Source organism: Natrinema gari JCM 14663 (assembly GCF_000337175.1).
GTDB lineage: Archaea > Halobacteriota > Halobacteria > Halobacteriales > Natrialbaceae > Natrinema > Natrinema gari.
In genome coordinates, this window is record NZ_AOIJ01000061.1 from 141,101 (window position 1) to 160,304 (window position 19,204).

Sequence of the window (19,204 nt, forward strand, 5' to 3'; positions counted from 1 at the left end):
CGGGTTCTGCAACAGACTGGAACCCCGAAGAATTTTAACTTCCTTCATAGGTGTTGGAAGGAAAGGAACAATCCTGGCATAAATCTAAGAATAAACGGCGGTGACGGTGTGAGGTTTAGTTTCCCTGATGGGCGGTTTCAGGTATACCATGAGTCCGAGTCACAGCCGGGAATGGTCGGCATCGATGGTTATGAGGTGGTCGCAGAGGTAGTGGTCTGTTCGCCTTTGGCCTGTGCCGTGGTGACGGAAACGGAGGTGGGGTAGTTAATATAGAAATATGATATGAATGGTCATTTCGTGGTAGTACCGGACTCCAGCCGTTCAGCCGCATCAGCTTTAGCCTGTCGCGGATGTAGATCGTGCTCTTGTCCAGTTCGTCAGCGAGCGAACCGGTCCTCCCACAACCGTCACCTAGGAGATCAAAAATGGTGATAGCGTTCGCGAGTGCTGATAGCAAACCTTTTTTGGCTGTTCTGTGCCTGTACTGTTATGGATCGACTGTCGAAAACCGCTTATATATTGGCCTTTACCGGGCTCACAGTCGGGATTCTCTGTATTCGTTCACAATCGCCTATGATCGCTCTCACAATTTTGATCACGTTTGGAATAATATTTGTTCGCCCCTGGGCAGGGTTGCCAACAACAGCCTTGCAACTGGTTCTTCTATATCCTGGTGCTAATACCGGCTATCTATATGGTCGCGATTCTGTTGGATTAAGTGCGATAGCTAGAGATATTTCCCACAACGGGTGGGGATTACCGCAACAAGTTGAGTTTGTCTGGGGTGATCCAACAACTCCCATCATACACTTTTTAATAGCTGTTGGGTCCAAGGTGACTGGTCTCCGAATTTTCCCCTCTGTCGATGGAGATCCGTTATTTACAACGCTTGTTCCAATAATAGCTGTTTGCTTAACTCTCCTGCTTATTGGGCTTCTCATTCGACATCATATATCTACCACGGATATCCCAATAGCAATTCTACCCGCTCTGCTATGGATACCATTATTTCAGTTTTATACAGGTACTCGGCGTGGAGCATTAAGCATCGTCTTTGTAACTTTCCTTTTATTCATCATCCTCCGTATCAGGACTGACGGCCGGGTATTGTTTGCTGCTCTCCCATTACTGCTTGTCCTCCCTGCAACTCATCACTTAGGGATGGCATTTGCACTTCTCTTAATCGCTTGTCTTGGCGCTACTATTGTGCGTATACGGCGACTCACACTCGTAGCGGGAGTGTTAGCTTCACTGTGGTTCGCTTGGATCACAACCCGTGCTGTTTTTGCGGTGGTATTTGGGATATCGTTGCTTAGTCTGGGGTCATCTGGACCTGATATTATTGCAAATACAGAATCTAGCTTTCTTGATGTGTTAGGACCATTACTGACGCAATCAATTCTTGTCCTTTTGGCAGTCCTATTCACCTTAGTATTGACCTGGGAATGGAGAAATGGTATCCTCAATCCGGTTGATCTAGGGTTGTACTTTTATTCTGGCTTCATAGGAATCATAACAGCAATTATGTATGTTGGTGGCGGTTTAGCCTGGACACGGGCGGCAACATTTTTTGTAGTTGTGGCTGGTTGGCTACCGATAGCACGGGCACATCAGCTTCTACCCTCTCGAAATCGACTCACTCAAATAGCATCAACAGGACTAATCTGCCTGTTAGTTTTAACTGCAGGAATCCAAGTTGAACCTCATATTGTCTCTTCTCAAGAGCCAGAATACGACAATGGTGTAGTTGACCAGCGGTTCCACGCAGAAACGTTCGCGGCTGGATACTGGGCAAGAGACCACGCCACGGGGATGCTTGTGGGAGATGCGAATACAATGGAGGTGACTGTTGCAACTTCCCAAAAAGAAGGAACCATGGCGGCTGACAAATTATTGAATTCAGGCTTCGGCAGCAATTATATTGTCATTGTGTCTGGTCGAAACGAACACTTGGTTATGTCCTTAGTGAATGGTGAATGGTATTTAATAACCCCAGATAAAAGTTTAGAAACAACGTATCAACAAAAAACCTCGAAGGTGTACACAAATAGTTGGATTGACGGCTATCGTAAGTTAGATGAATGAATTACGACTTATCGAAATGAGCGCTGGTTAATTCTATTCGGGTGTTTAATTGGAGTGCCGGAACACATCAATCAGACTAGTATGAGAAGGACAGCAAATACGCAAGTATCCCTTGTTTGTATTCCTGTCCTGTTGCGATCTTACGTGTCGCCGGGTCTATAGGGTACGTTCCAGATAGAGGTACTAAAAGAGGGTATCATAGAACTCTTCTCATACCGTGATAATCGTGCTTCCTGGATTGTCTCCACGTTCGTAGTTGGTGATAGCGACGACAAGGCGGAGACACTGAGCGGGGTACACCTCCGCTCGTACGCTCGTGCGAAATCATAAGACTTCGAGATTGAGCGCCTCCTCGAACTTAACTCGATAGGAATATAGCAAAGTATTATTATTAGGTGGGATTTCTAACGAGATAATGAACGTCTCCGTTGCCCTATGCACGTATAACGGAGAGGAATATATTGAAGAACAAATAGAATCTATTCTAGACCAAACATATGATATTAGTGAGGTAGTTGTCTTTGACGACTCATCTACTGATTCTACTATCAGTAAAATAAATAAATATGCAAACAAATACCCACAGCTATTTGAGGTACATACGAACGATGAAAATGTCGGCGTCGAAGAGAATTTTGCTAGATGCATAAAACACTGTAAAGGCGACGCAATCGCCATTAGTGATCAAGACGATATTTGGCACGAAGAGAAGATAGAGAGAGAAGTAGAGGCACTAACTCGAGAAGAAGTTTCCTTGGTATTTCATAATTCGACTATCGTAACTAGTTCGCTTGAACAGAAAGGCGATCTTTGGTCTACCGTCCAACAGCGAGTACCGAAAAACGGGAATCAACGACATTTGATTACTGCCCTCACCAAATACAATTTTGTACAGGGATGTACAATATTATTTGATGAAAGTCTCAAAAGATATCTTGAATCCATCCCCTCACAGTGGGAATATGACTATTACATTGCCGTTGTAGCTGCCCTGACGGGGGGACTCCATGCCATTGACGATGAATTATTACTTTACCGTCAGCATGAGCAGCAAGCGATAGGATCGCCCGAGGAGAATTCACTCGAGCGTGTGAGAAAATGGACACAGAACTCGCTGGCGAGGAACCGCCAATCATACCATGAGAAGGAAAGTCGTAAATGGAAGAATGTTCTCGATGCAATTGATCGTATCGACAGCCCATCCCCAGATAAAAATAAAATAATTGAGATGAAATGTGATTTCGAGAGACAGCGATCAGAGGTATATGATCCTGATGTGGGGATCCGGCAGCGGATCAAGACAGTTGTCGACTGCTGGAATGAGAAGGGGTACCAAAGGTATACTGACGCCCCTTCGTTGCATTCAATAAAGGATTTATTTGCGTCTTTTCTAGTATCTGTATATTCTAATTTGAAGTAACAATGAATATCTCTCGGTCTAGTTTGCGGCTGTCCATAGCCCGATTCTCGAGCAGTATTATCGCATTTGCAAGTATTACGTATTTTGCTCAGAACTTAGGTGCCTCTGCGCTGGGGACGTATTTTCTGTTCCAGACATCAACTGCTTTACTCTCTCTTTGTTCAGATGTCGGCGTAAAAGGTGCAATTGAAAAACGCATCAGCGAAGGTGAGGACCAATCGTACTATTTGACCACCGGCACAGCTATCAACAGTGTATTATTATTGGTAATATCATCAATTTTATTTCTATTTAGAGCAGAAGTTGATGATTTCCTTGGTGCAGAACTGACTCTTCTTCTAATTATAGCGCTAGTGGTCCGGGCAGCCTTTCAGTTGACGATCAGAATTCTCAATGGAGAGCTTCGCGTTGGAGAAACCGCCTCTCTCCTAGCGTTGCGTCAGGTAGTTTGGGCCTCTGTTGGAATATTGCTATACCATCTTGGTCAAGGAGTCAACTCGCTTGTATACGGACTTATCATAAGCTATGCAGCAGTTTTTGTGATCGGGTTCAACAGACGGAACACGCAATTCGGCGGTTTTTCCCTAACTCACGGTCGATCACTGTTCGATTATTCAAAGTACCATTTCGTTTCCGTTTCCGGGTCACAGATATACAGTTGGATGGATGTTGCGATTATTGGCATTATCCTCACACAGATGCACGTGGGAGCCTACGAATCCGCTTGGAGAGTAACTGGTGTCGTGATGCTGGTTAGTGGTTCGATTGCTACGACCATCTTTCCCCAGATCAGCAAGTGGGACGCGGAAGGAAATACCGAGAAGATCGAAGAACTGATTCCGAACGGTATCGCTTGGTCACTGCTCCTGGTTGTCCCGGCATTTTTTGGTGCACTCCTGCTGTCCGAAGACATACTGCTGTATCTGTTTGGGGAAGAGTTCACAATCGCTTGGATAGCGTTGATTATTTTATTAGCAGACAAGATTGTTGGCGCAGTACAGAAGATAATCGGTCGTTCGCTATCCGCGATTAATCATCCAGGTCTATCAGCGCGAGCCTCCATAGTGTCTATAATATTGAATATAATTATGAATATCATTTTCATCTATCAGTTCGGTATCGTCGGTGCTGCGGTCGCAACCTTTCTCTCATCTTCGATTGGTGATCTCTTGCATTGGTTGTATCTCTCCCGGTTCATCGACGTCAGATTCCCTACTCGGCGGTTCTCTTGGATCGTCCTTTCCTCAGTTGTGATGATACTAGTCCTGTTCGCGATAAGTCGGACGATTCTGCCAGTAACTTCCCTTTTGAACTTATTCTCCACAGTCGGTTTTGGAGCGATCATATATATGGGTATGATAATGTTGTACCGCCCTTTCCGCTCCGAGATCTTCAGTTATGTCTCCGATATCCGTGGTTGACTGTCTCGCTCCCCACTATTTGGCTTTCCACAATCTCTGGGCCCTAGCTGTGTGGTATTCGCACAAAATATTTCATCAGAATAAAATATTTGGCGACACAAACCGACCAAGATTGGTGACAGTCCACTCCCAAACATATAAGCGAGTCCAACTCCGAATCTCGTTTAGATGTCACAAGTTCATGACGTAGAAGTCCGCGATCTCCGAGTAAACGCCGACGAGCGCGGGCATCTCGTCGAAGTATTCCGTGATGACTGGGACGAATACGACCCAGAACCTTCGATGTCCTACTATTCGATGACATACCCAGGTATTACTCGTGCTTGGCACAAGCACAACAGAGGTCAGATTGATCACTTCGTTTGCCCAAAGGGACGAATCAAAGTCGGCATCTACGACGACCGTGAAGACTCCCCCACACAGGGCGAACTCGACACGTTCGTTGTCGGCGAACACGATCAGAAGGTCATCCGCATCCCGGGCGACTGCTGGCATGGCTTCAAGGCTATCGGCGACGAACCGGCGTTCCTCATCAACTTCCCAACGAACCTCTACGAATACGAGGATCCCGATGAAGAGCGACTCCCGCACGACACAGACAAAATACCTTTAGACTGGGACGAAGAACCGAGCGGATGACAGATGAAAGGCGTACTTCTCTCGGGTGGGACGGGCTCTCGGCTTCGTCCCATCACCCACACTGGTCCGAAGCAGCTTGTCCCGGTCGCAAATAAGCCAGTCCTCGAATATGCAATCGAGGATCTAAAAGAGGCCGACATCACCGAAATCGGCGTTATTCTCGGGAACAAAGGCCGCGAAGAGATCCAAGAACTTCTTGGGGATGGTTCGAAGTACGGTGTGGATATCACCTACATCGTCCAAGGTAACCCGCTCGGACTCGCACATGCAGCTGGATGTGCCCGAGACTTCGTCGGTGACGATGACTTCGTAATGTACCTCGGAGATAACATCCTGAAATCCGGCGTCACCGATCTCGTTGAGAATTTCGAGGCAGGTGACTACAGGGCAGGAATTGCCCTCCAAGAGGTGGATAATCCACAGGCCTTCGGCATCGCGGATGTTGATGAGGAGGGCAACGTCACGGAGCTCATCGAGAAACCCGACGAGCCGCCGACAAATCTCGCGCTAATCGGGATGTATGTCTTCTCACCTGCGGTCTTCAACGCCATCGACGATCTCGAACCGTCGTGGCGTGGCGAGCTCGAAATCACAGATGCTATCCAGGATCTTCTCGAAGACGACTACGAAATCGACTCTCACGTCGTTACTGGCTGGTGGAAGGACACCGGAAAACCCGTGGATATTCTGGAAGCAAACCGTCTTGTGCTCGAAGATAAGGATCTGAACACAGCAGGCGTTGTTGAGGACGGCGCGGAGACCGACGGCCGCATCGAACTCGCGGACTCTGCAGTTATCGAAGAGGGTGCTGTTGTACGGGGACCCGTCTCCATTGCGGCGAACACGACTATCAAGAGCGGGACGTACGTTGGTCCGTATACGTCAATTGGCGCGAACTCCACATTGGAGGATATCCACATCGAGAATAGCGTCGTCATCGGCGACTCTGAAATCACCGCCAACGGCCGTATTGCCGATAGCTTACTCGGACGCAACGCCAACGTCGAGAGCGCGGACGACCTCCTTCCAGAGGGCCGCCGACTCGTCGTCGGTGAGAACTCCCAACTCAAACTCTAACGATGCGCATCATCACTCACCTCTGTCCGGCCTGTGGCACCGTCGTTGCAGCGAATGAACTCGAAAATAACCGCGTGATGAAGTGCCCGGGACTCGGCTGTCAGGAAGTTCTCCGCTTCGAGGACCTCCCCGAGGACGCACGCGAACACTTCCTCAAAAACCGGAACCGCTACCAGACCTAACGCAACGCACCCCAGACAGTTTCGACATCCTCGCGCAACGTTGGCTGGGGACGACCAAGCTCTGATTCCACCTTTTCAACGTCAAGGCAGCTGTGCGTCGGTCGCGTCGCATCTCGTTCTACATCGTCTATCGATCCCTCACTAAGCAATTCCTCGCTGCTGTCGATGCGATCAGCAATCACTTCCCCAAACTCGTAAGGGGTGACGCACGACGAACACGTGATATGGAAGAGACCAGTGGCATCCTGTTCAACCAGATCAAGCAGTATTTTGGCGGCCTGGCCAGCACGCGTTGGTGTCACCCATTGATCCGTGAATAGAGGTATGTCTTGATCGGACTGGAGTTGATCACGAACCCACGCCGGAAACCCCGTGAGATCGTTGCTACTGCAATGGATACCCCAAACAAACGAGAGCCGAGCCACGAGCGCGTCTGTAGTTTCTTCGATGACCGCCTGCTCGCCAGCTAGCTTCGACTCGCCGTACACCTGTACTGCATTCGTATCTGCCGACTCACTATACGGCTCACGTTCCGTCCCATCGAAGACATAGTCCGTCGAAATGTGAACGAATTCAACGCCGTTAGCGTCACAGTGAGCGGCCAGCCCACCTGGTGCGTCGCCGTTGAGTACATAGGCTTGTTCCGGATTCGTTTCGCAGCTATCGACATCCGTCATCGCGGCACAGTTGATGACCACGTCTGGGTCGTGTTCGGTAAGGATGTCGCCAAACGAATCGTATTCTCGGAGATCGAACTGCTTGAGTGGAATGTGGAACGTCGGTTGCGTTGAGTGATAAGTACCATAAACGTCCCACCCGCGTTGTTGACTTGCACGTACGACGTTACTGCCAAGGAGACCGTTCGCACCGACGACGAGGAGTTGCATACCGTAGTGTTCCGACAGTAATGTAAATAGGTACTGCGAATAAGGTCATAACATGCGAATTCTCGTCACTGGCGGTGCTGGATTCATCGGATCAAACTTCGTCCACTACGTCCTTGACGAACACGAGAACGACGAAGTGATCACACTGGACGCGTTGACGTATGCGGGTTCGAAGGATAACCTCGATGGCGTTCTTGACGACCCACGCCACGAGTTCGTCGAAGGTGACATACGCGACCGCGATCTCGTCACGGACCTCGTTTCCGACGTCGATGCAATCGTCAACTTCGCGGCGGAATCTCACGTAGACCGGTCAATCGAAGGTGCGAAACCCTTCGTCACGACGAACGTCCAGGGCACCCAGACCCTCCTCGACGCCGCCAACGAGGCAAATATCGAGTGCTTCCTCCAGATCTCGACCGACGAGGTGTACGGCCAGATCCTCGACGGAAAGTTCTCCGAGGACGACCCACTCAATCCCCGGAACCCCTATTCGGCGACGAAGGCAGGTGCAGACCTCCTCGCACAGAGCTTCCAGACGACTCACGACCTTCCTGTCCTCATTACGCGGACGTGCAATAACTTCGGTCCCCGTCAGCACCCCGAGAAGCTCATCCCGAAATTCATCCAGAACGCGGCCGCCGGTGAGACCCTTCCTATCTACGGCGATGGGTCGAACGTCCGCGAGTGGATCTACGTAGAGGATAACTGCCGAGCACTCGACATGGTCCTCCGGAAGGGGGAAGTAGGAGAGATTTATAACATCGGGAGCCACGCGGAGAAGACGAACTTTGAAGTCACCGAAGCGATTCTGGATGCCATCGGGGCAGACGATGCCCTGATCGAGTTCGTCGAGGATCGTGCCGGCCACGACCAGCGCTACGCACTCGAAACCGAGAAAATCGAATCCCTCGGCTGGGAAACGGAATACACGTTCGAAGAGGGTCTCGAACGAACCGTCGAGTACTACTTGGACTGATGCCTGCCGAAGAGAAACCAATCCCGCCGTCCGAGTGGCAGGCAATCGTAGAGAACGTTCCACTCGTCTCCGTTGACATCGTCGTCGAACGTGATGGCGGTATTCTCTTGGGCAAACGCGAAAACGAACCCGCCAAAGGAGAATGGTTCGTGCCCGGTGGAACGTTATTGAAGAATGAAGCCCGGACTGAGGCTGCCCACCGCGTTGCCAAAGAAGAACTCGGAGAACCTGTCGTCATTGGCGAGTGTCTTGGAACCTACGAGCACTTTTATGATATCTCTGAGATTGAGGGTGTTGACTCGAAACACTACGTGGCGACCGCGTATCGCTGCCATCTTGAACACGACAACCCAGATCTCTCTGGCGACGACCAATACAGCGCGCTTGATGTCTTCCAGCCGCCGTTCAACGACCTTCATCCATACGTTGAACAACATCTTGACGACCTCTAAGACAGCGCTTGGACTACTGAGGACCGCGCTCACGAAACACCTTCCCGATTTGATCCCAGTCCGTCGAGACGTACTTCATCGTCGTTCACACAGCCCCGTGCCTGCCGTCGCCGTTTCCGAACAGTCGGGAAGAACCGACTGCGCCCAACGGAACGTAAGCAAGCCTCTCGAACTAGATGGAGCGCCTCGGACCGCTCGAGTACTGACGAGCGGGACTCGGGGGTCTGTTGCCTGACACCAGCCGTCCCCTGCGTCCGAACTTCACTGGTAACAGAGCAGGTGAACTGCACTACGGCTGTCGGTTTCGTCCTCGGCGGTAGGGGGTTTGTTATGCTGTGAGAGAGCAACTTACATGATATGCAACAGAGGTAACATGAAGCCGCGGAGAACTTGCCGGTCGCCGCACTNAGGGGGTTTGTTATGCTGTGAGAGAGCAACTTACATGATATGCAACAGAGGTAACATGAAGCCGCGGAGAACTTGCCGGTCGCCGCACTCGAGGGAACGGACTGTACGTTCTGCGGCGAGGGGGAACTCGTTTGAGGGGAATATAAGGGTAACACAGCCGTTATCTGGGATTCGTGTAAGACTCCCGGCGCACTACTGGTAACACCGACCGCTCTGTTTTCCGGAGCGAACGACCGATCGTGTGATTCGAAAATCCGTGCCTCGAAAAACCACAGTGTTCTCATAGGTGGAACCCCGTCATGCTGACATGCAGAACAAACAAATCCTGATCACGGGTGGTGCAGGGTTTATCGGCTCAAATTTGGCGAATCATCTCGCGGCGGACAACGATGTCGTCGCAATCGACAATGAGTACCTCGGCACACCCACGAACCTCGAGGCAGCTGTCGACTATCGGACGCACAGCGTCCTCGAGGACGACCTCCCAACGGACGTGGACGTCGTCTTCCACCTCGCAGCGCTTTCCTCCTATGCGATGCACGAAGAAGACCCCACCAAAGGCGCTCGAGTCAACGTCGAGGGATTCGTCAACGTGGTCGAGCAGGCCCGCGAAGACGGCTGTGAGACGGTTGTCTATGCGTCGACATCCTCAATTTATGGCAGTCGAACGGAGCCGTCTCCGGTCGACATGGACGTCAGCGTCAACACGGGGTACGAGGCCTCCAAACTCGCCCGCGAACGCTACGGCGAGTACTTCGCGAACCACTACGACATGACCGTCGCTGGCATGCGCTTCTTCTCGGTATATCAGGGCTACGGCGGTGCCGAAGAACACAAAGGCGAGTACGCCAACGTGATCGCGCAGTTCGCCGACGACATCGCCAACGACGACGCGCCGGTCCTCTATGGCGACGGCACGCAGACGCGAGACTTCACCCACGTCTCCGACATCGTCCGCGGGCTCGAGCTCGCGGCCGACCACGAGCTCACTGGCATCTACAATCTCGGGACAGGCAACGCCTACAGTTTCAATATGGTCGTCGACATGCTCAACGAGGAACTGGGGACCGACGTTGAACCCGAATACATCGAAAACCCCATTCCCGACTCGGTGTACGTCCACGACACCTGTGCCGATTCGTCGACGATGCGTGAGGCAACCGGGTGGGAACCTGAGATCGACTTCGAAGAGGGAATACAGCGGGTCTGTTCGCAATATACCGACGCAGCAGCTTCGACTCACCAGTAGGCAGAACAGTCTGCTCTAGCAACTGTGTTTCTTACAGGAACGGTCACTATCGGGAAACCAGTTCGTCTCTGTGACCCGTATCGGGGCTTGATCCTGAAAGACACCCGGTCCGCTCCACCGGTGCATGCCGAGAAACCGCTTGTCGATCGGGTTGATCGCCTGCTCGCCACCCATGGAACGTTCGACAAGCCAAACGCAGCGTTGCCTGCCCTGACGAGCAGACGGAGTCCGTCCACTCCGCACTCGAGGCTGCGATCCTCGACACGATCGCCAGCGGCACTATCGAGAACGTGCATACCGCGGATGGATTCAAACTCACGCGCGAAGACGGGCAGGTAAGGACGAACTGTCCCGAATCAACGCCTGTGGAGACTCACTCACTATGGGGACTACTTCGGCTCCTGCACAGCACGTCAGCGACACAGGAACACCACCCTCACGGAGCAAGCAGCACCAGCCGTGAGCGAGTAGGGTGGAGAGGATGTCACCGATTCACAGCACTCAGGAAGAACGACGAGAAGACCGTCTGAAGTCCGATGACGATTGCTGTGAACGCAATGAGTGCACTCATGGTGAACGAGAGGGTCGCAAACCCACTCGAGATCCATTGATAGATCAACGTGCCCGCGTACACACTACCGACGCCGAATACCGCCAGCCCGGCCGTCGCACCGTGTTCAAGCGACAGCGAATTCGTCACCCAGTCCGTGATCGGATCCGCGGGTTGCCGAATCGGATCGCTCGCCACAGCTGCGAACACTCCCAGACTGCCGATCTGATAGCCGACGATCGTCAACAGACTCCCGGCGATCAGCGAGTGAATTCCAAGCGTTACACCACCGAGTGACACTCCAGTGGCGGCGATCCCCATGACGGCCATTCCGACGAGGCCAAGCAGGAGCCCTGGCACTGAGAACAGATAGCCGGGCGCGTTCACCAGCATGAAGCGGACGTGTCGCCACCCGTCCTTGAAACTCTCGAGGGTCTCTTCACCCTCGCGTTCGTGGTAGATGATCGGCGTCTCCGCGATTTCAAGACCCTGAGCGCCGGCTTCCATGATCATCTCGCTGGCAAATTCCATCCCCGTCGTCTCCAGATCCATTGTCTCATAGGCCGCCTGCGTAAAGATCCGGAAGCCACTATGTGAATCGCTCACACCAGCACCGTAGAATAGGTTCAGGAACCTCGTCAGCATCGGATTCCCGATGTACTGGTGAAGCGTCGGCATTGCACCGGGCTTGATCTCGCCGTCGAGGCGACTTCCCATCACCATATCTGCGCCGGTATCCTCGAGTTCGGCGAGCAGCCGAGGAATTTCTCGGAAGTCGTACGTCGTGTCAGCGTCCCCCATCGCAATGTAGTCACCACGAGCACGCTCGAACGCGTACCGATAGGCGTACCCGTACCCTCCCTGGTCAGGTTCGACGACGATCGCCCCGTGTTCGCGGGCGATCTCCGGCGTCCGATCAGTCGAACTGTCGCTGATGATGATTTCAGTTGGTATCTGCAGCTCTTCGATTGCTTCTTTGATCCAGTTGAGACACTGCCCAATGCCATCTTCTTCGTTCAGCGTCGGCATAACGACGGTCAATTCGGGCTCGAGGTCGGAATCCTGATCGAGGAGGAAGTCATCGGCAGACTGATGTCGGAGTACAGTTCCATCTTCCCCTGCTTCGGAGGGCTCCGAGAGTTGTGAGTTCTGCTGAGTGGACATTTGTAAGCTATGTAAATTGATTCGTACTGATACCTGCTTGTAGTACCATATAAGTATTCTCACTCGAGATTATCATAGTCATATTCTCAAGTTGAGATATATTTTAGGAGCGTATGACTGGGGTGAGGGAATTTCGTCACAAAGCAATAACAAAGAAGGTATGAGTTGCACATCAGCAAGAAGAGGCTCACTATTATTGTAAATTATGTTCCGTTGAATAGATGCTGCGTCGCGGCTACAGCGTCTCACAAAGTGATTCGCTGTTGCTGGTGGCGAACATCAAGACAGTTTCACGGAACTGCCGATACCAGCCGAGTGCTCGCACGGCATCGTCGAGCGAGCGCTTCGGTGCCGAATCCGAAGTCTCGGTCATCCAGCGCTGAGAGGCCCGATTCGGCCATACCTGTTAATACCAATACGTAGAACTCAATAGCGATCATCGCTCTTTCTCTTTAGCTGAATTGATCTGAGGCCGGTAAGTATATGGTGATGAAATTGAATGTCTCAATCAGGAATGCAAAACGTTGAGACGACGGATGATCGTCATAAATTGATTGATGAACTGACAGGTCGACCCTGTTCTTTCTGCGATGACGGCAGCCTCATGTCGGGCAGCTACAAGGGGAATCGGGCAGTTATTTGCGAGGGCTGTGAAACGCCCGCTGCGCAACTCTGGTAATAGCGTAACTCGTTCATCGATTGGCAGTCGTACGCGGTGATCCAAGGCTAGCTAGATGAGTGTTGAAGCTGACTCGAGCGGTAGCCCAAACCGACTTCGCGATGAGCAGTATCGTCGGCCCCGTCAGCCGGAAGGCCGACGCTGAGTTCCCTCTGGTGAGTTCCAGAGGACGGCTCGAGATCGGGCCTGTCTGGCTAGTGACTTCGGGTCCCGATCTCGAAATGATGGGGAGCATTGTCTCGGAGCGGAGACGTACTAGTTATCCGACAGAGACAGCTCCCGCCACGAACATCTGTGAATCGTACTATTGTAGCATTGGTGGCCACCCGATACTAGCAGAACAGGCTATCGTTCGCCTCAATAGCACTGACATGCTGACCGTGTCAAGATACGACCTGGATCACACGTCAGCGGTGCAAGCACCGTCATGACCAATTGGAGGAGACGACGCCTGTGACACTATGCCTGTGCCGTGTTCGCCATCCATTCCCGGTGGACCTGCACAGACTGCGCTCCTGTGAACGATACGCCTTTGGGACTTCCCCTGAAAGTCCGAGTCGATGTGGCCCTGGGGACACCTCGCCGTTGCGTACCTGTTGTACACGATCTATACGCATCGCCGCGACGGCCGCAGACCACGCACAGGTCCGCTGATCGTCCTCACGATTGGATCGCAGTTTCCAGACCTGATCGATAAACCGCTCGCGTGGTCGTTCGGAGTTCTCCCCGCCGGGAGAACGTTCTCCCACTCAGTGTTCGTCGCTGCACTCCTCCTCCCAACTGTCGCCTTGCTCGCCTATCGCGTTGATCGGCCTGCTATCGGCCCTGCGTTCGCCATCGGACAGCTTTCACATTTACTCTCCGATATTCCGCCGTCCGTCCTCCTCTCGCAGGATTTCTCGGCAACGACGTTTCTATTCTGGCCTGTTCTCGAGCCGCCAGCGTACCACTCGCCCGACAGCCTTCTCGACGGCTTCCTGCGGTACTCGATGGGGTGGTACGAGGGGGTCCAATTGGGATTAGTCCTCGTCGCGCTCATTGTCTGGTACCATGATGGGACACCCGGACTCGGTGCTGTGCGCCGCAGGCTCGAGTACATCGGAAGCACCGTAGCTGGTGATTGATCGCAGCTCAATCTACTTCTGGCTGGGCCGTGGGGTTGTTCGGGCCCGTCGACGCCGGTCCAGCGCGGTGGCTCCAGTCGCCCTTGTCGGTCGTGCTACCTCGGTCGCGTGACTCGGTGGGTTCGAGAACCCGCAACCTGCGCCGCGGTGGCGCGGGTGACGACGCTGTTCCGGTTGGGACGTATTCGGGGACGACGCGGCCGTCCGGAGACATGTGTCCGCTGTTTCCCGGTTAATCAAAACAATTATTCCGCGTGAATATGTTTGCTGCTTAAGTGGTTGCGGAATGATAAGGACATATGTCCAATATAGATGAATTTTTCCGATCGGTTGTGAATGTTCGACGCCGTCGGTTGTTAGTCCACATGCTATCTCACAATCCGGAGGACGAATCGAAACTCTACACTGGCGATATCGAGACGGTCGATACGGAAGCGACGAGGTTGCTCATCGAGATGGAACATACGCACTTGCCGCTGTTGGAGGACTACGGGTTCATCAATTGGGACAGGGACAACCACGAGGTAACGAAGGGGCCGAAGTTCGACGACATCAGGCCGCTGTTGGAGATGATTGAAGCTCATCAGGACGAACTCCCGGATGACTGGTTATAACGTTGGGCGAGTGCTGACTGCGAGCGACTGCCAACACGATTCGGTGGCACTGAAATAACGGCTCGAGAGTGCATCTCGAACTCGGTATTCCTCGCAATGGCTATCGGATTCCTCGTGTTGTGGTATGCGGAAGGTAGGTGGGACGCTCGCACCACTTCGGACTGTTCGGCCGATGGCTGAGTGAGGCGTACGTCACCCGCTCGAGGGGGGAACCGATCCGCCCAACGGACGGGACTCGCTTTCACGGAAGTAACAGTAGATATAAGTTAGTATAGGACAACGATTAGAACGGAAGCGGGTCTCCAGAAGCAGGGGACGTATCGAAACGTCCCGGGTGCTGGAACCACCCGAGACTTCGCTTCCAAACCCCGGCGCGGGGATTGCAAGCATGATTGCGTACATTCTACCGGGATATAAACGTCCCGCACGACAGCAGAATCGCCCGACGCGAGTAGCTGTGATGTTAGCTCGGCGTGCGAGCGGTGGTTGCGATGGGTAGCGACCGGGCGGCGAGTGACGACGCCGCGTCGTCGGCACCGCCCGACTGTCCGCGCTGTGGGCAGCGGATCGCGTTCCTCACCGTGTCCGGCCCGATGACGGCGTCGGTCAGTCCCTGTGGCTGTTCGGTGCCGCCCGCGCTCGTCCACCGCGAGGACTAGGGGCTCGGCCGCGAGTCCCGGCGGGCAGCCGACCGGTCGGCCTTGCCGTTCGAACCCACCACAACCACCCATCCGACAGCGGTTGCCGTGCGGTCGGTCCGAAAGCGGGTCTCGGGTCGGGGATGAGGGATCGACGCAGTCGAATCGGTGGCGCGCAGTTTTTGCGGCGAATCTCGGCGACTCGAGCGGCCTCGCTCGCTCGAGCGGCGGATTTCGTGCGGTCTCGGCTGCTGCCCACCAGCGGGCAGTCGTCGGCGCGCCACGTTCCCGAGGTGTCTCGGTGCGCGGTCGCGGGGCGACCGTTAGCGGCCGAACTCGAGCCCGACGGGGGCGGTCGGGGAGAGATCGGCGGGCAGCCGATCGGGGACGATCGCGTCCGGCAGCGCGGTCCAGTCGAGGTCGTCTTCGCCGGGGACCGCATCGGTATCGAACTCGGGCTCGTCCGCGGGTGGCAGGTCGCGGTACTCCTCAGGGGGTGCATCGTGTGCGTAGACGCTTTCGGGGTGGTCGACCCGCCAGACGTGGAGCATACAGGGCGTCCGGCAGGGGAACTCGAGGCTGTCGTCCCCGGACGACTGCTCGTAGGTCTGCTGATAGAACCACCACGCGAACCGGCCGGGAAGGCCGGTGTGGGCGTGCCACGGCGAACACCGTTGTTCGTCGTCGTCCGCGCCGTACACCGCCGGCGGCTCGACCGGCTCCCCCTCGTCCGTCGCGATGAACATGACGCCGAGGGACCGCCACGACTCGTTGTCGACGAGGACCGACTCCGGCCGGGTCGGGTCCAGCAGGTCGTCGTCGCCGATGAACGCGGGGCTGAGCCAGTGTGACCAGCTGTCGTCGCCCGTCTCGAGCGTGTCGAAGTACGGTTTGTACCCCGCGTCGAGCAGCGCGTCCACGTCGGGATACTGCGTCTCGAGGGCGTCGGTCACCGACGATCGAAGGGCGGTCGTCGCCGGGTGATCGTCCGCACAGCCCTCCATAGTCGTCCCCTCGCAGTCGGTCATGCTGGGCTCGAGGGTGGCTTCCGGACAGTCGTCGTCGAACTGCGACGCGCCTGCGGCGTCCCCGGTGGCGTGTACGCTGCCGACGCCGGAAAGTGCGACCGTCCCGGCCGATGCCCGGAGCAGTGCCCGTCGAGACACGTTTCGCTTGCCGTTACTGTCGTCCATCCCAGCACGATCCACATCGACCGGCGGTATGAAACCCCGTTGCCGCTCGGACTGAGAGTCGCCCGCAGCCGACAGTTTTCGAGGGGCCGGTCGCGCCGTCCCGCCGCGTCAGTCGCGTGCCGACTCGAGGACGGCACCCGTTCCCGGACGCTCGAGGTCGGCGAGTTCGATCCGGCCATCGGGCATCGGCACGCCGTCGGCGGGATCGTCGGCCAGAAGCAGCGAGCCGTCGAGATCGGCGTAGTCGAGCAGCGGCGCGAGGTGACAGGCCGCCGCGATCGAGGCGTTGGATTCGGTCATACAGCCACACATCACTTCGAGGCCGTGGGCGCGAGCGGTACTGATCATCCGCCTGGCTTCCCGCAGGCCGCCGCATTTCATCAGTTTCAGGTTCGCGATGTCACAGCGGTCGGCGATTCGGGGAATGTCCGCGAGCGTGATACACGACTCGTCGGCGGCGATCGGCAGCGCCGACCGCTCGAAGACGAACCGGAGCCCCTCGGGGTCCTCGGCCGGGACCGGCTGTTCGACGAACGCGAGGTCGAACTCGGCGAGTCGGTCGATCTTCGCGACCGCTTCGCGGGGCGTCCAGGCCTCGTTCGCGTCGACGAACAGTCGAACGTCGGGCGCGACCGACCGGATCGTCCGCACGATCTCGAGATCGCGGTCGGTGCCGAGTTTGACTTTCAGCGTGTCGTACCCTCGATCGACGGCCGTCTCGGTCTTCTCGCGCATCGTTGCGAGGTCGTCCAGCCCGATGGTGTAGGACGTTGCGGGGGCGTCGTCGGGATCGAGTCCCCAGTACCGGTACAGCGGGACCGCGACCCGTTTCGCGACGAGGTCGTGGAGGGCGATGCTCACTGCGGTCCGCGCGGCCGGATTCCGCCGGACCGTGTCGCGCATGCGCCGTTCGATCCGCTCGAGTTGGTGGGGATCGCCGACGTCCTCGACGACCGCGAGGAGGTCGGGCAGGACGGCCGCGACGGTGTCGGCGGTCTCGCCGTAGTGGGTCGCCGGTGCGGCAGCGCCGAGGCCCGTTGTGCCGTCGTCGGCTTCGATCCGGACGAAGAGCACTTCGGTCTCGGTCGTCGTTCCCCGGGCGATCCCGAACGGGAACTCGAGGGGGAGCGAGCGCCGTTCGACGGCGGTCTCGAGGGCCATCTCAGCACAGCACCTCGAGCAACTCGTCGGTGCCAAAGCGGATCACGTCGGTCGCGGGGCGGCCGAGCGCGTCGGCGTACTCGTCGACGGCCTCGCGGGCTCGCTCGTCGCTCTCGAGGCCGGACGTGTTGAGCGCGCCGGCGACGACGCGACTGTCCGCGACCGGCGCGGCGATGCTCTCGTAGAGATCGATATAGGTCCGCAGCGACGGCAGTGCGACCGATTCGTAGCCGTGGATCGCGTCCTGGTCGGCGTTGTGACAGAGCACGAGTGTGTCGGCCATCGACCCGTGGAGGATACCGAGCGTGACCGCCGAGTACGCCGGGTGGATGATGCTGCCCTGGCCCTCGACGAACAGGTAGTCGTGGTCGTCGCCCTTTTCGAGAATCATCTCCTCGACCGCGCCCGCGGTGAAGTCGCTGACGACGCGATCGATCGGCGTGCCCCAGCCCTCGATCATGATCCCGGTCTGGCCGGTCGGGATGACGGCGGCGTCGTGGCCGGCCGCGCGGGCGTCGCGGGCGAGTTCCATCGTCGTCGTCATCTTGCCGACCGAACAGTCGGTGCCGACGGTGAGGATCACCTCGGCGTCGACCTGGTCGGCGATGCCATCGGCAACCGTGAGATCGGCCGGCGGGTTCCGAACGTCGCGAATCTCACAGTCGTTGTCGGCCGCCAGCCGGGCGAACTCCTCGTCTTCCGCAAGGAAATAGTGCAATCCCGAAATCACGTCACAGCCGTACTCGAGGGCCGTCCGCACGTCCTCGCGCCAGCTCTCGTCGAAGCCGCCGCCGATCGGCGCGATCCCGATCAGCAGGGTGTCGACGGCGTCGGGCTCGAGGTCGGCCATCCCGGAGACGATCGGCGCGTCCTGGACATCGGGAACGAGGTCCGCGACGTGTCGGCCGTCGTTCGCTCGATCGAGGACGGCGACGGCATCGTGATCGGCGTACCGGAGGACGCCGAGTGCTGTCTTGGCTCGGTCGGGGAACTTCTCGTGTGCGAGAATTGCGACACGCATACCCGGAGAGAGATGGAGCGATCACTTATACTATTGGCGGCTAGTCCGGTCAAGCACCGGGATCTCTCGGCTCGACAACTGATCAGTGTCGGCCGACGGGGAGAAGCGATCGGCGCGATCGGCGGGGAACGACGCATAGCGGACGATGCTGTTCACGGACCAGTAAATCAAAAATAGAACGGCTATTCGAGAGCGAATAATGTCAATACAATATTACTATCTCGAAGATACCGAAACCCTCATTCCGGTTACCACCCGATT

The 19,204-nt window shown here is 55.5% G+C and carries 18 protein-coding genes and 2 pseudogenes; 13 read left to right on the top strand and 7 right to left on the bottom strand.

The features are described from left to right. Positions 1-489 precede the first annotated feature (489 nt). The gene (locus C486_RS21090; protein WP_152419180.1) at positions 490-2,085 is read left to right on the top strand and encodes a hypothetical protein; all 1,596 of its coding nucleotides are present in this window, start codon (positions 490-492) and stop codon (positions 2,083-2,085) included. A gap of 210 nt (positions 2,086-2,295) precedes the next feature. Here the strand turns inward: C486_RS21090 and C486_RS22850 are convergent. Then, positions 2,296-2,406, bottom strand: a pseudogene (locus C486_RS22850) (IS5/IS1182 family transposase); the annotation flags it as partial. 94 nt (positions 2,407-2,500) lie between these two features. Between C486_RS22850 and C486_RS20370 the strand changes: the two are divergent. From C486_RS20370 to C486_RS14905, 5 genes are all read left to right on the top strand, one after another. Next, entirely contained in the window at positions 2,501-3,505 is a 1,005-nt protein-coding gene (locus tag C486_RS20370; RefSeq protein WP_008457515.1) for a glycosyltransferase, read from the top strand. A gap of 2 nt (positions 3,506-3,507) precedes the next feature. Continuing rightward, positions 3,508-4,926 carry an oligosaccharide flippase family protein gene (locus C486_RS14890; RefSeq protein ID WP_049910606.1) on the top strand — a complete coding sequence of 473 codons (1,419 nt, stop codon included), beginning with the start codon at positions 3,508-3,510 and terminating at the stop codon, positions 4,924-4,926. A gap of 168 nt (positions 4,927-5,094) precedes the next feature. After that, a complete protein-coding gene (locus C486_RS20375) occupies positions 5,095-5,565 on the top strand; it encodes a dTDP-4-dehydrorhamnose 3,5-epimerase family protein (RefSeq protein WP_008457518.1) in 471 nt (156 codons plus the stop codon). 3 nt (positions 5,566-5,568) lie between these two features. Further along, positions 5,569-6,642, top strand: coding sequence for a glucose-1-phosphate thymidylyltransferase (locus C486_RS14900; protein ID WP_008457519.1), 1,074 nt, complete (start codon positions 5,569-5,571; stop codon positions 6,640-6,642). 2 nt (positions 6,643-6,644) lie between these two features. Further along, positions 6,645-6,824 carry a hypothetical protein gene (locus C486_RS14905; RefSeq protein WP_008457521.1) on the top strand — a complete coding sequence of 60 codons (180 nt, stop codon included), beginning with the start codon at positions 6,645-6,647 and terminating at the stop codon, positions 6,822-6,824. Here the strand turns inward: C486_RS14905 and rfbD are convergent. Next, on the bottom strand, positions 6,821-7,711 hold the full coding sequence (rfbD, locus tag C486_RS14910; protein ID WP_008457522.1) for a dTDP-4-dehydrorhamnose reductase: 891 nt from the start codon (positions 7,709-7,711) through the stop codon (positions 6,821-6,823). The two genes, C486_RS14905 and rfbD, sit on opposite strands and share 4 nt — an antisense overlap. Positions 7,712-7,763: 52 nt before the next feature. On the opposite strand from rfbD, the gene rfbB reads away from it, so the two are divergent. The 3 genes from rfbB to C486_RS14925 all read left to right on the top strand — a co-directional run bounded on the left by rfbB (position 7,764) and on the right by C486_RS14925 (position 10,799). Beyond that, the gene (gene rfbB, locus C486_RS14915) at positions 7,764-8,690 is read left to right on the top strand and encodes a dTDP-glucose 4,6-dehydratase (RefSeq protein ID WP_008457523.1); all 927 of its coding nucleotides are present in this window, start codon (positions 7,764-7,766) and stop codon (positions 8,688-8,690) included. Then, entirely contained in the window at positions 8,690-9,142 is a 453-nt protein-coding gene (locus tag C486_RS20380) for an NUDIX domain-containing protein (protein ID WP_008457524.1), read from the top strand. Before rfbB ends, C486_RS20380 begins: the two co-directional genes overlap by 1 nt. A gap of 715 nt (positions 9,143-9,857) precedes the next feature. Then, positions 9,858-10,799 (top strand): NAD-dependent epimerase/dehydratase family protein, encoded by a 942-nt coding sequence (locus C486_RS14925; protein WP_008457525.1) that lies wholly within the window; start codon positions 9,858-9,860, stop codon positions 10,797-10,799. 484 nt (positions 10,800-11,283) lie between these two features. On the opposite strand, the gene C486_RS14930 is transcribed toward C486_RS14925, so the two are convergent. Both C486_RS14930 and C486_RS20385 read right to left on the bottom strand, forming a co-directional pair. Further along, positions 11,284-12,513 (bottom strand): glycosyltransferase family 2 protein, encoded by a 1,230-nt coding sequence (locus C486_RS14930; RefSeq protein WP_008457527.1) that lies wholly within the window; start codon positions 12,511-12,513, stop codon positions 11,284-11,286. Positions 12,514-12,748: 235 nt separating this feature from the next. After that, positions 12,749-12,898: pseudogene (locus C486_RS20385) on the bottom strand (IS5/IS1182 family transposase); the annotation flags it as partial. 129 nt (positions 12,899-13,027) lie between these two features. Between C486_RS20385 and C486_RS22675 the strand changes: the two are divergent. The 4 genes from C486_RS22675 to C486_RS21785 all read left to right on the top strand — a co-directional run bounded on the left by C486_RS22675 (position 13,028) and on the right by C486_RS21785 (position 15,589). Then, positions 13,028-13,192 (top strand): HVO_A0556 family zinc finger protein, encoded by a 165-nt coding sequence (locus C486_RS22675; RefSeq protein ID WP_338042913.1) that lies wholly within the window; start codon positions 13,028-13,030, stop codon positions 13,190-13,192. Between the two features lie 560 nt (positions 13,193-13,752). Beyond that, positions 13,753-14,316: a metal-dependent hydrolase gene (locus C486_RS14935; protein ID WP_008457529.1), complete on the top strand. Its 564-nt coding sequence runs from the start codon at positions 13,753-13,755 to the stop codon at positions 14,314-14,316. 299 nt (positions 14,317-14,615) lie between these two features. Continuing rightward, positions 14,616-14,930 carry a DUF7344 domain-containing protein gene (locus C486_RS14940; RefSeq protein WP_449289192.1) on the top strand — a complete coding sequence of 105 codons (315 nt, stop codon included), beginning with the start codon at positions 14,616-14,618 and terminating at the stop codon, positions 14,928-14,930. Between the two features lie 491 nt (positions 14,931-15,421). Beyond that, positions 15,422-15,589 carry a hypothetical protein gene (locus C486_RS21785; RefSeq protein ID WP_008457533.1) on the top strand — a complete coding sequence of 56 codons (168 nt, stop codon included), beginning with the start codon at positions 15,422-15,424 and terminating at the stop codon, positions 15,587-15,589. 302 nt (positions 15,590-15,891) lie between these two features. Here C486_RS21785 and C486_RS14945 read toward each other — a convergent pair whose 3' ends face one another. The 3 genes from C486_RS14945 to C486_RS14955 all read right to left on the bottom strand — a co-directional run bounded on the left by C486_RS14945 (position 15,892) and on the right by C486_RS14955 (position 18,943). Then, positions 15,892-16,761 carry a hypothetical protein gene (locus C486_RS14945; RefSeq protein WP_008457534.1) on the bottom strand — a complete coding sequence of 290 codons (870 nt, stop codon included), beginning with the start codon at positions 16,759-16,761 and terminating at the stop codon, positions 15,892-15,894. A 108-nt stretch (positions 16,762-16,869) separates the two neighbouring features. After that, positions 16,870-17,922, bottom strand: coding sequence for a dipeptide epimerase (locus C486_RS14950; protein WP_008457536.1), 1,053 nt, complete (start codon positions 17,920-17,922; stop codon positions 16,870-16,872). 1 nt (position 17,923) lies between these two features. Then, entirely contained in the window at positions 17,924-18,943 is a 1,020-nt protein-coding gene (locus C486_RS14955) for a DUF1611 domain-containing protein (RefSeq protein WP_008457537.1), read from the bottom strand. Positions 18,944-19,204: the final 261 nt, after the last annotated feature.

Excerpts from the sequence above, each read along its gene's own strand:
- C486_RS21090 (WP_152419180.1), top strand. The coding sequence starts at position 490 with ATGGATCGACTGTCGAAAACCGCTTATATATTGGCCTTTACCGGGCTC.
- C486_RS20370 (WP_008457515.1), top strand. The coding sequence starts at position 2,501 with ATGAACGTCTCCGTTGCCCTATGCACGTATAACGGAGAGGAATATATT.
- C486_RS14890 (WP_049910606.1), top strand. The coding sequence starts at position 3,508 with ATGAATATCTCTCGGTCTAGTTTGCGGCTGTCCATAGCCCGATTCTCG.
- C486_RS20375 (WP_008457518.1), top strand. The coding sequence starts at position 5,095 with ATGTCACAAGTTCATGACGTAGAAGTCCGCGATCTCCGAGTAAACGCC.
- C486_RS14900 (WP_008457519.1), top strand. The coding sequence starts at position 5,569 with ATGAAAGGCGTACTTCTCTCGGGTGGGACGGGCTCTCGGCTTCGTCCC.
- C486_RS14905 (WP_008457521.1), top strand. The coding sequence starts at position 6,645 with ATGCGCATCATCACTCACCTCTGTCCGGCCTGTGGCACCGTCGTTGCA.
- rfbD (WP_008457522.1), bottom strand. The coding sequence starts at position 7,711 with ATGCAACTCCTCGTCGTCGGTGCGAACGGTCTCCTTGGCAGTAACGTC.
- rfbB (WP_008457523.1), top strand. The coding sequence starts at position 7,764 with ATGCGAATTCTCGTCACTGGCGGTGCTGGATTCATCGGATCAAACTTC.
- C486_RS20380 (WP_008457524.1), top strand. The coding sequence starts at position 8,690 with ATGCCTGCCGAAGAGAAACCAATCCCGCCGTCCGAGTGGCAGGCAATC.
- C486_RS14925 (WP_008457525.1), top strand. The coding sequence starts at position 9,858 with ATGCAGAACAAACAAATCCTGATCACGGGTGGTGCAGGGTTTATCGGC.
- C486_RS14930 (WP_008457527.1), bottom strand. The coding sequence starts at position 12,513 with ATGTCCACTCAGCAGAACTCACAACTCTCGGAGCCCTCCGAAGCAGGG.
- C486_RS22675 (WP_338042913.1), top strand. The coding sequence starts at position 13,028 with ATGCAAAACGTTGAGACGACGGATGATCGTCATAAATTGATTGATGAA.
- C486_RS14935 (WP_008457529.1), top strand. The coding sequence starts at position 13,753 with ATGTGGCCCTGGGGACACCTCGCCGTTGCGTACCTGTTGTACACGATC.
- C486_RS14940 (WP_449289192.1), top strand. The coding sequence starts at position 14,616 with ATGTCCAATATAGATGAATTTTTCCGATCGGTTGTGAATGTTCGACGC.
- C486_RS21785 (WP_008457533.1), top strand. The coding sequence starts at position 15,422 with ATGGGTAGCGACCGGGCGGCGAGTGACGACGCCGCGTCGTCGGCACCG.
- C486_RS14945 (WP_008457534.1), bottom strand. The coding sequence starts at position 16,761 with ATGGACGACAGTAACGGCAAGCGAAACGTGTCTCGACGGGCACTGCTC.
- C486_RS14950 (WP_008457536.1), bottom strand. The coding sequence starts at position 17,922 with ATGGCCCTCGAGACCGCCGTCGAACGGCGCTCGCTCCCCCTCGAGTTC.
- C486_RS14955 (WP_008457537.1), bottom strand. The coding sequence starts at position 18,943 with ATGCGTGTCGCAATTCTCGCACACGAGAAGTTCCCCGACCGAGCCAAG.